This window comes from Consotaella aegiceratis (assembly GCF_036541425.1).
GTDB classification, from domain to species: domain Bacteria; phylum Pseudomonadota; class Alphaproteobacteria; order Rhizobiales; family Rhizobiaceae; genus Consotaella; species Consotaella aegiceratis.
Genome location: NZ_JAZHFT010000016.1, coordinates 68,945 through 81,958, shown reverse-complemented (window position 1 = coordinate 81,958; position 13,014 = coordinate 68,945). Strand labels below are relative to the sequence as shown.

Here is a 13,014-nt window from a genome sequence, read left to right as displayed (position 1 = left end):
TCAGCTACGGGCGGCCATCGCAGACATGTGCGGCGAGCCGCCGCACATCGTTTCAAGCTACTCGCAGCAGCCGACGCGCCAGGCTTCTTCATGTCCCTCCCGATCCTGCCGATCATCTCCCTGATGACCTCCACCTTCTTCCTGATGGCGGGTGCGGGCCTTCTCGGGATTCTATTGCCCGTGCGCGGTTCGATCGAGGGCTGGTCGGCCTATGAGATCGGCCTGCTCGGCACGGGCTATGCCATCGCCTTTACCGTGGGCTGTCTGATCGCACCGAGGATCGTGCGCAGCGCCGGCCACGTGCGCACGTTTTCCAGCCTCGCGGCCCTCCTCGCTATCTCGATGCTGATGAATGCGCTGATCGTCGACCCGATCGCATGGATGCTGATCCGCGGCCTTTCCGGCTTCGGGCTCGCCGGGGCCTACATGGTGATCGAGAGCTGGCTCAACGAGCGGGTGACCAACGAGACACGCGGCACGGTGTTCTCGCTCTACATGATCGTCACCATGAGCGCGATGATGGGCGGCCAGTACGTCATGCCCCTGAGCAATCCCGCGCTCGATGCGCCTTTCATGCTCGGCGCCATCCTCTTCGCCCTCGCGGTGATCCCGACCGCGCTGTCGCGGGCGCCCTCTCCGGCGCCGCTGACCGTGGTCAAGCTCGACGTCCCGCTGATCTACCGCAATTCGCCGGTCGCCGTCGTCGGCGTCTTCCTGGCCGGCGTCATCGCCAGCGCCTGGACCAATATGGCGCCGGTCTTTGCCGAACGGATCGGCTTCTCGACGACCGAGATCGCGACCCTGCTGGTGGTGACGATGGCCGGCGGCATCGTCTTCCAGTATCCGCTCGGCAGGATCTCGGACAGGACCGATCGGCGCTATGTCATGACGGCAGCCGGCCTCATCGGCGCGCTCGCGTCGTCGGTCGCGATCTTCTTTGCAGGCGCGACGGCGATAACGTTCTTCGCCGTCGCCTTCGTCATCGGCGGCGTGATGTATCCGGCCTACTCTCTGACCGTTGCGCACGCCAACGATTACGCGGACGACAAGGACTTCGTGAAGATCTCGAGCGGTCTGCTGATCCTCTACGGCTTCGGCACAATGATCGGGCCGTTGTTCGCCGCGGGTATGATGGCCAATCTCGGGCCGGTCGGCATTTTCGTGGCGATCGGCAGCGCAAATGCCGCCTTTGCTCTCTATGCCTTCTATCGCACCTACCGCCGCGAGCCGCCGAAGGCCGAGGAGCGCATCGACTTCCAGACTATCCCGCTGGCCCGCACCCAGACGCCGGCGACCTTCGCGCTCGATCCGCGCGCCGAGCTCGCCGAGCAGTCGGTCGAGCCTGTGTGAGGACGCCGGGGAAGCGTGATCAGCCGTTCGGCGTCATCACCTTGCGCGCCCGGGCGCGTTCGATGCCCAGCTGGTGCTCGCGATAGATGATGAAGACGCCAGCGCCGATGATGATCACCGCGCCGATCAGCGTCGTCGACGACACCGATTCGTCGAAGATCGCGTAGCCGATCAGGATGGCGAGCAACAGCGAGGAATATTCGAACGGCGCGACCGTCGAGGTGTCGGCGAAGCGGTAGCATCCCGTCAGAAGAAGCTGGCCCATACCCCCGCACAGTCCGGCGGAGACCAGGAAGAAGGCCTGCCAGCCGGTCGGCACCGTCCAGCCGAAAAAGATCGTCAGCGCCGAAATCGCGCTGCACATGACGCTGAAGTAGAGCACGATCGTGGCGGTCGGTTCGGAACGCACGAGGCGACGCACCTGGATCGCGGCGATGGCGCCGAAGACGGCGGAGGTCAGTGCGACCACCACGCCGACGGCCTCCGAGCTGTCGAGCCCCCCGCCGATCAGCGTCAGCTTGGGCGCCGAGACGACGAAGACCCCGGCCAGTCCGATCACCACGGCCGTCCACCGATAGGCGCGCACGACCTCGCGCAGGAAGATCGCGGCAAAGACCACGGTCAGCAGGGCCGCCGCATAGGAAATCGCGATGAACTCGGGGTAGGGCAGACGGGTCAAGGCGAAGAAGCCGAGCCCCATCGACGAAACGCCGATGACGCCGCGCCACACGTGGCCCAGCAGGTCGTCGGTCTTGAACGCGGTCTTCAGGACGCCCAGCCAGGCGAGATAGGCGGCAACGGGAATGAGTGCGAAGAAGGAGCGGAAGAAGACCACCTCGCCCGGCGGAACTCCCTGCCCGGCCGCCTTGATGCAGGTCTGCATGCCGACGAAGAAGACGATGGACAGAAGCTTCAGGCCAATGCCGATGGCGGGATTTCCCTGCTGGGCGGCGTTCGGTGCGGACGGTTCACTCAGCATGGCTCTTTCTTTTCGCCCATTCGGGCTGCGCTTTCACTCCGGGGCCCGGCGAAACCGGACATTCGGCTGGACTGCCTCCGATCGGGCCTATCCGGACGACGGCGCCTCGGCACCGCGCACAGCGCGTCGAACGGCCGCATCGACTGTGCGGCGAGGATCGCGAGAGGCTCCTGAAACAGACCCGGCGGGAACGCATCGGTAACGATGCGCATAACCGGGTTACTTATGGCGTGGTGAAGGCTACGTCGAGCCCGAAAAAACAGCCGGACCGCCAACTGTGATCGGGCGCGGCGAAGGCGGGCGTTGGCAAGCGCGTGCTGGACGGCTATCCCCGCACGAAAGCGTTGAGGAACCAGACATGTTGGACACCGACCAGTCGCAAGTCGTTCGGCTTGAGGATTACCGACCGACCGATTTCGTCATCCATACGATCGACATGACCGTGCGCCTGTTCGAGCAGCGAACGGACGTGACCACGGTGCTGTCGATGGAACGGCGGCCGGAAACGCCCGCGTCTGCCGCACTCGTGCTCGACGGCGACGAGTTGGTCCTGACAGGGCTCAGGCTCGACGGCGAGCCCGTGCCCGCCGATCGCTATCAGGCGACGCCCGACGAACTGCGGATCGATGGCCTCCCGGAAAGCGGCCGGTTCCAGCTGACGATCGAGACCGTTCTCGAGCCCGAGAAGAACACCAAGCTGATGGGCCTCTATCGGTCGAACGGCGTGTGGTGCACCCAGTGCGAAGCGGAGGGCTTCCGGCGGATTACCTATTTCCTCGACCGGCCCGACGTCCTGTCCGTCTACAGCGTCCGGCTGGAGGCCGACCGCACCCAGGCGCCCGTGCTGCTCTCCAACGGCAACCGGGTTGAAACCGGCGATCTCGCCGGAGGTCGCCATTTTGCCGTGTGGCACGATCCGTTTCCCAAGCCGAGCTATCTCTTCGCGGTGGTCGGCGGCGACCTCGACGCCCTGAACGACACGTTCCGCACCATGAGCGGCCGCGACGTCGCTCTGGCGATCTATACGGAAAAGGGTATGGGCCGGCTGGCCACTTACGCCATGGACGCGCTCAAGCGCTCGATGGCCTGGGACGAGCGCCGCTTCGGCCGCGAATACGATCTCGACCAGTTCTCCGTCGTGGCGATCTCCGACTTCAACATGGGAGCGATGGAGAACAAGGGGCTCAACGTCTTCAACCACAAATACGTTCTGCTCGATCCCGACACCGCGACAGACACCGACTATGCCGGTGTCGAGACGGTCATCGCGCACGAGTATTTCCACAATTGGACCGGCAACCGCATCACCTGCCGAGACTGGTTCCAGCTCTGTCTGAAGGAAGGTCTGACGGTCTATCGCGACCAGGAGTTCTCGGCCGACGAACGCTCCAGGCCGGTCAAGCGCATCGCCTCGGTGCGCGGTCTGAAGGCGCACCAGTTTCCCGAGGATCAAGGACCGCTGCAACACTCGGTGCGGCCGCACGAATACCGCGAAATCAACAACTTCTACACCGCGACGGTCTACGACAAGGGCGCTGAACTGGTCCGCATGATCGAGACGATCGTCGGCTTCGCCGGGTTCCGTGCCGGCATGGATCTCTATTTCGAGAGGCATGACGGCGAGGCGGCGACCGTCGAGGATTTCATCCGCTGCTTCGAGGATGCGACGGGTGCCGACCTCGGACAGTTCATGCTCTGGTACGATCAGGCGGGCACGCCGATGCTGTCGATCGACGAGCGTTTCGACGTGGCCTCCGGGACGCTGACGCTGACGATGCAGCAGGAGCTGGCCTGCGGCGCAGCCAAGACCGGCATCAAGCCGATGCACATTCCGATCCGCTTCGGCCTCGTGGGTGCGAACGGCGAGGACATGGCGTTCGATAAGGCCACCGGGGCCGAGATCGCGGACGATGTCATTCATCTGCGCGAACGCCAAGCAACCGTCACCTTCACCGGCCTGGGTTCGCGGCCGTACGTATCGATGCTGCGCGACTTTTCCGCGCCCGTCAGCCTGCGCATGGAGCAAAGCGAGGACGATCGGCTCGCCCTCGGCCGGCTCGATCCCAATCCGTTCAACCGCTGGCGTGCGCTGATGGACGTCGTGGGCGACGAATTGCGGCGGGCCAGCGCCGACGCGCGCCTGGGTGCGAGCGTGCGGGTCGACCCACGGGTGATCGAGACGCTGATCGCCACAGCTGCGGATCCTGCCCTCGACCCGGCGTTGCGGGCTCAGGCGCTGTCGCTGCCGGGGGAATCGGAGATCGCCCGCCTGATCGGCGAGGAGATCGATCCCGACGCCGTGCACACCGCCCGCGCGGAGGCGGTCCGCGCCATCGGGGGGGCGGGACGCGATGTCTTCGCGAACCTCAGAACCTCTCTCGATGAGCAGACGGCGTTCTCGCCCGACGCGGCCAGCGCCGGCCGCCGGGCCCTGCGCAACGTTGCGTTGGAATATGCCGCTGCGGCCGGCGGCGACCCCTCGGTCGTGGCTTCGCAGTTCGAGACCGCCCAGAACATGACCGATCGCCTGGCGGCGCTCGGCATCCTGGCGCACTGGTTTCCTGAAGCCTCCCCGACCGCTTCGGCCCTCGGCAGCTTCTACGAGCGCTACTGCGACAATTCGCTCGTCATGGACAAATGGTTCGCCATCCAGGCCACCGTGCCGCAGACCTCGACCCTCGACGCCGTGCAACGGCTGGCCGGCCATCGCCTCTTCACCCTCAACACCCCGAACCGGGTGCGTGCCCTGATCGGCAGCTTCGCCTCCGGCAACCAGGTCGCGTTCAACAGGGCGGACGGCGCCGGCTATCGCTGGGTCGCGGAGCATCTGGTCGAACTGGATGCGCTCAATCCGCAGATTGCCGCGCGCATCGCCACGGCGTTCCGCTCCTGGCGCAGCTTCGAGAGCGGGCGGCGCGAGGCGGCCCGTTCGACCTTGACCTGGCTCTCGGAGCAGAAGGATCTGTCAGTCGATCTTCGCGATATTGTGGATCGTTCACTGAGGTAGTTGACTCCTTAACTATTTCTTTTGCGACCGACAAGGTCTGGACAAGCTGATTCGCATCTGATCAATTCGACGCGATTCGGATGCATCGCATTCGAATCAAATGCGGCGGAATACGAGGGGTCAGATATGGTAGCGGACGCGCCCAGCGTGTCGGCACGGAGGCGTTTGTCCTTAATTTGGGACCTTCTGGGATCGGGCAAAGCGATCCTGGAGCGTGTCCGGCCGGCCTCCAGGCCGCCGCGCCCGCCTCTGCCGACTGCTTCTCTGTTGCGGCATGCCATCCCGATCTTCATCGTCGTCTTTCTCAGCGCGCTCGCTTGCGTGCGCTTCATTTCCCTGATGGATGCCCGCCAGACGATCGAGGACGGCGCGCGGGACAGCCTCAAGGTCGCGGCCAGCCTGCTGCAAGCCCAGAGCGAGAGCCTGGCCCGCGGCGCGGCTGATCTGCGGACCCAGGCCACGACCATCCTGACCAGCGCGATCCCGCAGGAGCTCTCCGAACACGGGCGCTTCGCGCTCATTTCCGATGCGTCCGGGACCATCGTCGGGACCACACCGGGGCAAGAGCACTACGTCGGCAGCAATCTCAATCAGCTGCTTCCCGGCATCCAGCCTCTGCTGATGTTCGGCATTCGCGCCGACGTGCTGGACAGCGATCTCGACGGCGAACCGGTGATCGTCGCCAATGCCCGGCTGGAGCCGCCCTTCGGCTCGACCACCTTCATCCAGCGCCAATCCGACATCCTGGCCGATTGGCGCGAGAGCGTATCCATCAACGTTTCGCTCTACGCCATCACCAGCCTGGTGCTCCTCGTCATCCTCTTCGCCTATTTCCGGCAGGCCGATTACGCCCGCGAGGCCGACGCGCTCTACCTCGAGGCCCATCAGCGCGTGGACACCGCGCTTTGCCGCGGCCGCTGCGGACTTTGGGATTGGGACATCGCGCGCGGCCGCATGTACTGGTCGCGGTCCATGTACGAACTGCTCGGCATGCGCCCGCAACGGAGCATCGTTTCCTTCGCCGAGGTCGACGCGCTGATCCATCCCGACGACGGCAAACTCGTCGATATCGCCCGGGCCGTCGCAGCCGGCAAGCTGGACCTGCTCGACGAGACCTTCCGGATGCGCCAAAGCAACGGTGAGTACCGCTGGCTGCGGGCTCGTGCCGAGGTGATGCGCAGCAGCGAAAACGAGGTGCACCTCATCGGCATCGCTGTCGACATCACCGAGCAGCAGGCGATGGTGCGCCGGACGACCGAGGCCAACACGCGCCTTTTCAACGCCATCGAGAACATCTCGGAAAGCTTCGTCCTATGGGACAGCCAGAAACGGCTCGTCCTCTGCAATTCCAAGTACCAGCAGGTGCTCGGCCTGGCCACGCATGAGGTCATGCCCGGCACGCCCTACGACACCATCATGGCCCGGGCCAGGAAACCGATCGAGAACCGGCGCCTGTCGAACCCCGCCTTTGCCGACGGCGAACGGGTGAACGAGGCGCTTCTGCCCGACGGTCGCTGGCTGCAGATCTCCGAACGGCAACTGACGGACGGCGGCTACGTCTCGATCGGCACCGACATCACGCAATTGAAGATGCATCAGGAGCGCCTCAGCGATTCCGAGCGGCGTCTGATGGCGACGATCAACGACCTGTCCGTGGCGCGCCGTGACGCCGAGGCCCAGGCCAGGCAGCTGTCCGAGCTGAACCGCCGCTACGGGACCGAGAAGGATCGGGCCGAGGCGGCGAGCCGGGCAAAGACGACCTTCCTGGCAAACATGTCGCATGAACTGCGAACGCCGCTCAACGCCATCATCGGCTTTTCCGAGATCATGCGCGAGGCGAGCTTCGGCCCGCTGGGCAGCGACCGCTACGTCGAATACGCCTCGGACATCCACCAGAGCGGCCACTACCTGCTGCGGCTGATCAACGACATTCTCGACATGTCCAAGATCGAGGCGGGTCGCCTGATCCTGGCGCAGGAAGACATGAACCTCGCCGAGACGATCGACGAGGCGATGAACATCCTCAAGATCCAGGCCAAGCAGAAGTCGATCGAGGTCGACGCCCGCGTCGCCGACAGCCTGCATGTCTCGGCCGATCGGCGCGCCGCCAAGCAGATTCTGCTCAACCTGCTCGCCAACGCCGTCAAGTTCACCGGCGACGGCGGCACCGTCCGGCTCAGGGCACGCTCGCTCGGCGAAACGATTGTCGTCACCATCTCCGACACTGGCATCGGCATTCCGCGAGCCTCCCTGGAAAATCTCGGACGGCCGTTCGAGCAGGTGGAAAACGAGCTGACGCGCACCAACAAGGGCACGGGTCTCGGCTTGGCGATCGCCCGATCACTGATCCACCTGCATGGCGGCCGATTCCGCATCGTGTCCACCGTCGGCGAGGGAACCATCGTCGCGATGCGTCTCCCGCAGAGCCGGCCGCAGGAGATCATCGAAGTCGAGACCGGGCCTCGCTCCACTGCGGCGGCCTGATCGAGGGACCTCGGAACCGCTCGGACGCGCGAGCCGTCAGGCAGGCCCGCCCATCTGGTGCCCGGGATCAAGCGGCAGCAGAGCGCCGAAGCATTCCCGCACACCATAAGCCAACGTATCCATCGTCGGCTCGATCTGTCCGACATCGGGCACTTCCAGCGCCTCGGCGATGCGTTCCGCCAAGCCTGGCGGCAGCGCCTCGACCGTCCAGCTTCCTCCCGGACCGAGCCGCAGCAACTGGATGACGCGCGTCTGGGCAAGGATCGCCGCATCGAGCGCGACGCCCGAACTGGCGCCGGGCAGCGCCCGCTGTCGCTCGGCGGCGGCGATCACCTCGCAGGTCGGTCGGCCGACGAGATCGACCGGCACGGCGCCCTCCAGAAGCGCCCATTGCGCCATGAACTCCAGATCGATCAGTCCACCCGCCCGAAGCTTGAGATCCAGAGGACCGCGCGACGACTTGTCCCGCTCGATCCGAGCGCGCATCGCCGCAATGTCCTTGCGTTGGAGCTCCGGGTCGCGTCGATCCTCAATTGCATCCCGGACGATACCGCCGATCTCGTCGATCAGGCTGTCGTCGCCGGCGATCGGCCGCGAGCGGGTCAGCGCCATGCGTTCCCACGTCCAGGCCTGACTTTTCTGGTAGGACCGGAACGAACCGACATGAGTGGCGAGCGGCCCCTTGTTGCCGGACGGGCGCAGGCGGAAATCGACCTCATAGAGCACCCCCTCGCCCATCGGCGCGGTAAGAGCGGCGATGAGGCGCTGCGTCAGTCGTGCGTAGTAGAGCGACGGCGGCAGAGGCTTGGGGCCGTCCGACTCCTCGGCCTTTTCGTCGTGATCGAAGAGCAGCATCAGGTCGACGTCGGAGCCGGCGGTCAGCTCGCGGCTGCCCAGGCGCCCCATACCGAGGATCGCCATCCGACCGCCCGATACCCGCCCGTGCTGCTCGACGAACATCGCCTCGACGGCAGCGAACGCCTCCTTCAAGACGACATCGGCAATGTCGGAGAAGGCCGGCCCGGCCGCCTCTCCCTCCATCGCGCCGCTGAGCAGCCGCGCGCCCACCAGGAAGCGCTGTTCCGAGGCGAAAATGCGCAGTCGCGCCAGCTTGTCCTCATAATCCTCCGCGTCCGCCAGGAAGCCTTCGAGGCGTTCGGCCAGCAGGTCGCGCGAGGGCGCCTCGCGATAGAAGGCGGGATCGATCAGGGCGTCGAAGACGTGCGGCCGAGCGACGATCGTCTCGGCCAGGCGCGGCGCCGACGTGATGACCAGCGCCAACAGATCGAGAATGCGGGGGTTGGCCGCGATCAGAGCGAAGAACTGCAGGCCGGACGGCAATCGCGCCAGAAACGCATCGAAGGCCGCCAGCGCCGAATCCGCCTCCTTGGCCCGGCCGAAGGTGCGCAGGAGCAGCGGCAGGACATTGGAAAGCTGGGCGCGGGCGGCTTCCGAGCGGGTCGCGCGATAGCGGCCGAAGTTCCAGTTTCGGATGATGCGGGCAATGTCCTTGGGCCGTTCGAAGCCGAGTTCGGCCAGATGCGCCACGAGTTCGGGATCCTCGTCTCCGGCGGAGAAGTCCCCCATCCGCATGCCTTTGGTCGCCGGCCCGCGCCGTCCGGCGAAGAGCTCGGCAAAACGCCGATCGACCACGGCGAGACGCTGCATCAGCGCCTCGCGAAGCCCCGCCCGCGTCTCGCAGCCCGCCAGGCGGGCGACCCGCGCCAACCCTTCCTCGTCTTCGGGCAACGTGTGGCTCTGATCGTCGGCGACCATCTGGATCGCATGCTCGACCCGTCGCAGAAACCAGTAGGCCTCGGTCAGCTCGGCCGCTGCTCCGTCGCCGATCCAGCCGCCGGCGGCGAGCTCGCGCAACGCCTCCTCGGTGCGTCGCACCCGAAGTCGCGGCGAGCGGCCTCCGGCGATCAGTTGCTGGGTCTGCGCGAAGAATTCGATTTCACGGATGCCGCCGCGCCCGAGCTTGACGTTGTGGCCTTCCATGCCGAGGTCGTCGAAGCCGCGATGACGATCGATGCGGTCCTTCATCGCCTGGATGTCGGCGATCGCCGCGAAATCCAGATATTTGCGCCAGACGAAGGGCGCGATGTCCTCCTGAAACCGCTGTGCGGCCTTGCGATCGCCGGCAAGCGGGCGCGCCTTGATCAGCGCCGTTCGCTCCCAGTTGCGCCCGCTGCTTTCGTAATAGGCGAGCGCAGCCGGCAGCGGGATGGCGAGCGGCATCGCCCCCGGATCGGGCCGCAGCCGCAGATCGGTGCGGAAGACGTACCCGTCGGCCGTCCGCTCGCCGATCATGCGGACCAGGCGCTTGACCAGTCGTGAGAACAGATCGACGCTCTCGCCCGTATCGAGAACGGCCGGCGCCTTGGGATCGAAGAAGCAGATCAGGTCGATGTCGCTGGAATAATTGAGCTCGCGGCCGCCCAGCTTGCCCATGGCGAGCAGGAAGATGCCGCAGTCCTCCTCCGGTCGGTCGGGGTTCGGCAGGGCCAGCTTGCCGGTTCGATGCAGCTCGGAAAGGCCGAAGCGAAGCGCGGCTCCGACCGCCGCCTCGGCCAGATCGGACAGGTCGGCACATGTTCTTGCCGTGTCGACAGCGCCGAACAGGTCACGCAGGGCGATCAGGAGCGACGCCTCCAGCTTGGCCTGACGCAACTCGGTCATCAGCTTGGCTTCGGTGGTCTCTTCCACCGGCAATCGGCGCAGCCCCGCGATCAGTTCGCCCAGGCGCTCGCCCGCATCCTGATCGAGGAGCCGGGCGATCCATTGCGGACTGCGCAGCATGATGCCGTTGAGATAGGACGACAGATCGAGCACCGCCGCCAGGCGCCGCCGGTCGGCCTCGGCGCCTTCGCTGAGAAAGCGCTGAAGAGCCGGCAGCTCCTCGGCCTCGGCGCGAGCGCCGAGATCGGCCAACCATTCGTCCGCCCGCCTGCGATCCAGAGGCTCGAGGCCAGCGTCACCGCCGATCCTCAGCCGGTTCCTCCCGCTGCTTGCCATCCTCTTCAGCCTCTTTCCTCACGGGCAAGTCGAGCGTCACCCTCAGCCCCGGCTCGGCATCACCGAGAACGATCTGGCCTCCATGCAGCCGCGCGATCGCCTGCACCAGAGAGAGCCCCAGGCCGGAGCCCGGTTTGGAGCGACTTTCGTCGAGCCGATAGAATCGCTCCAGGACGCGGTCGCGCTTATCCTCGGGGATGCCTGCTCCGTTGTCTACCACCGAGAGCAGCAAGCGGTCGTCGCGATGCGCCAGCTCGATCGCGATGCGCGTCGCGCCATCGGCCCGAGACGCATATTTCAACGCGTTGTCGATGAGATTGGACAGCGCCTGCGCAATCAATTCGCGGCTGACGCGCGACTCGACGGAATCGCAATGGCCGACGACGATCTCGGCTCCGGCCTCATCGGCCAACGGCTCGTAGAGCTCGGCGACGTCGGAGACGATATCGGCGAGATCGACCGGCGTCATCAGCGTCGGCAGGAAGCCGGCCTCGACGCGCGAGATCATCAACAGCGCGTCGAAGGTGCGGATCATCTGATCGGCTTCCGCAATCATACCCTCCAGCGCGGCGCGCTGTTCGGCCGTTGCCGTGCGGTCGGCGATCGCCGCCTCGGCGCGGTTGCGCAGTCTGGTCAGCGGCGTCTTCAGATCGTGCGCGATCGAATCCGAAACCTGGCGCTGGCCTTCCTGCAGAAGGGCGATGCGCGCGAGAAGCTGGTTGAGATTGTCCGAAAGCCGATCGAACTCGTCGCCGGCGCCCGTCACTGGCAATCGTTCGCTCAGATCGCCCGCCATGATCCTGGCGCTTGACCGGCTCATCCGGTCGAGCCGCCGAAGCGCACGCCGGCCGACCAGGAACCAGGCGAGCAGCGCGCCGGCGCCCATCAGCCCGAGCGCCAGAATGACCGCGCGATTGACGATCGCGCTGAACCGTTCCTGTTCGCTCTGGTCCCGCCCCACAAGGATGCGCATGCCGTTGGGGAGTTCGACGATCTCAGCCACCGCCCAGTGCAGCGGGTCCTTGCCGGTCTCGGAAAACCGCTGATACAGAAACGCGTTGTCGGTAAAGCCGACGTCGTCGAGGATCCCGGCCTCCAGGCTCTGGACGTTGCCGGCAAGAATCCGGCCGGTCGCGTCCGTGACGAGATAAAGCGAGGCGCCCGGCTGGCGCGAGCGCAGATCGATCGTCTGGACCAGGCCGATGATGCCGGAAGTGCGGTAGACGCTGCCGAGCTGTGCGATCTCGTCGCGGATCGCCTCGCGGCTCTGCGCCTCGAGTACGCTGGAGGCCGTGCCCGTCACATAGACGACGAGCACCACCGCGAACACCGCGAACAAGGCCAGATAGACCGCCGACAGCCGCACCGCCGTCATCCGCGACAGCGCCCTCAGACGCGCCAACACGCTCATCGGATCATCGCTTCCGACGCGGGATCAATCGTCCTCGCGCATGATGTAGCCCGAGCCGCGCACGGTGTGCAGCAACGGCTTGTCGAAGTCGCGCTCGATCTTGGAGCGCAATCGTGAGATATGCACGTCGATCACGTTCGTCTGCGGGTCGAAGTGATAGTCCCAGACGTTTTCCAGCAGCATCGTGCGGGTCACCACCTGCCCGGCATGCTCCATCAGATATTCCAGCAGGCGGTATTCGCGCGGCTGCAGGACGATCGGCTTGCCGGCCCGCTTGACCTCGTGCGACAGCCGGTCGAGTTCCAGCTCGCCGACGCGGTAGACCGTTTCGATCTCGCGACCGCCGCGGCGACGGCCGAGAACCTCGACGCGCGCCAACAGCTCCGAAATGGCGAAGGGTTTCGGCAGATAGTCGTCTCCGCCGGCCCGCAATCCGGTCACCCGGTCGTCGACCTGGCCGAGGGCCGACAGGATCAGCACGGGGGTTCGATCCCCCTCGCCGCGCAGGCCGGAAATCAGCGACAGGCCGTCGCGCTTGGGCAGCATCCGATCGACCACGAGCACGTCGTAATCGCGGGTCCGGGCCATGTGAAAGCCTTCTTCGCCGTCCGGCGCGTGATCGGCGACATGGCCGGCCTCGCGCAGCGCCTTGACGAGATAGGCGGCCGCCTCGCGGTCATCTTCGATGATCAAAATGCGCATGGACTGCTGCTGGGGCAACGATTCGGCGAGGGCCATCATAGGGCCTCCGGGGGTACAATTGAA

At 65.8% G+C, this 13,014-nt stretch carries 7 protein-coding genes; 3 read left to right on the top strand and 4 right to left on the bottom strand.

Annotated features, from left to right (window positions below):
• Positions 1 to 90: 90 nt before the first annotated feature.
• Entirely contained in the window at positions 91 to 1,350 is a 1,260-nt protein-coding gene (locus SMD10_RS12790) for an MFS transporter (RefSeq protein WP_331686085.1), read from the top strand.
• Between the two features lie 19 nt (positions 1,351 to 1,369).
• Here SMD10_RS12790 and SMD10_RS12785 read toward each other — a convergent pair whose 3' ends face one another.
• Positions 1,370 to 2,329: a DMT family transporter gene (locus SMD10_RS12785; protein WP_331686084.1), complete on the bottom strand. Its 960-nt coding sequence runs from the start codon at positions 2,327 to 2,329 to the stop codon at positions 1,370 to 1,372.
• A gap of 358 nt (positions 2,330 to 2,687) precedes the next feature.
• Here SMD10_RS12785 and pepN point away from each other — a divergent pair, with 358 nt between their 5' ends.
• The gene (pepN, locus tag SMD10_RS12780; RefSeq protein WP_331686083.1) at positions 2,688 to 5,336 is read left to right on the top strand and encodes an aminopeptidase N; all 2,649 of its coding nucleotides are present in this window, start codon (positions 2,688 to 2,690) and stop codon (positions 5,334 to 5,336) included.
• Positions 5,337 to 5,501: 165 nt separating this feature from the next.
• Complete coding sequence (locus tag SMD10_RS12775; RefSeq protein ID WP_331686082.1) at positions 5,502 to 7,820, top strand: PAS domain-containing sensor histidine kinase; 2,319 nt, start codon at positions 5,502 to 5,504, stop codon at positions 7,818 to 7,820.
• Between the two features lie 36 nt (positions 7,821 to 7,856).
• On the opposite strand, the gene SMD10_RS12770 is transcribed toward SMD10_RS12775, so the two are convergent.
• The 3 genes from SMD10_RS12770 to SMD10_RS12760 are packed head-to-tail and all read right to left on the bottom strand — an operon-like array spanning position 7,857 to position 12,987.
• A complete protein-coding gene (locus tag SMD10_RS12770) occupies positions 7,857 to 10,754 on the bottom strand; it encodes a bifunctional [glutamine synthetase] adenylyltransferase/[glutamine synthetase]-adenylyl-L-tyrosine phosphorylase (protein WP_331686081.1) in 2,898 nt (965 codons plus the stop codon).
• A 43-nt stretch (positions 10,755 to 10,797) separates the two neighbouring features.
• The gene (locus SMD10_RS12765) at positions 10,798 to 12,243 is read right to left on the bottom strand and encodes a sensor histidine kinase (protein WP_331686102.1); all 1,446 of its coding nucleotides are present in this window, start codon (positions 12,241 to 12,243) and stop codon (positions 10,798 to 10,800) included.
• A 30-nt stretch (positions 12,244 to 12,273) separates the two neighbouring features.
• Positions 12,274 to 12,987 (bottom strand): response regulator transcription factor, encoded by a 714-nt coding sequence (locus SMD10_RS12760; RefSeq protein ID WP_331686079.1) that lies wholly within the window; start codon positions 12,985 to 12,987, stop codon positions 12,274 to 12,276.
• Positions 12,988 to 13,014 lie beyond the last annotated feature (27 nt).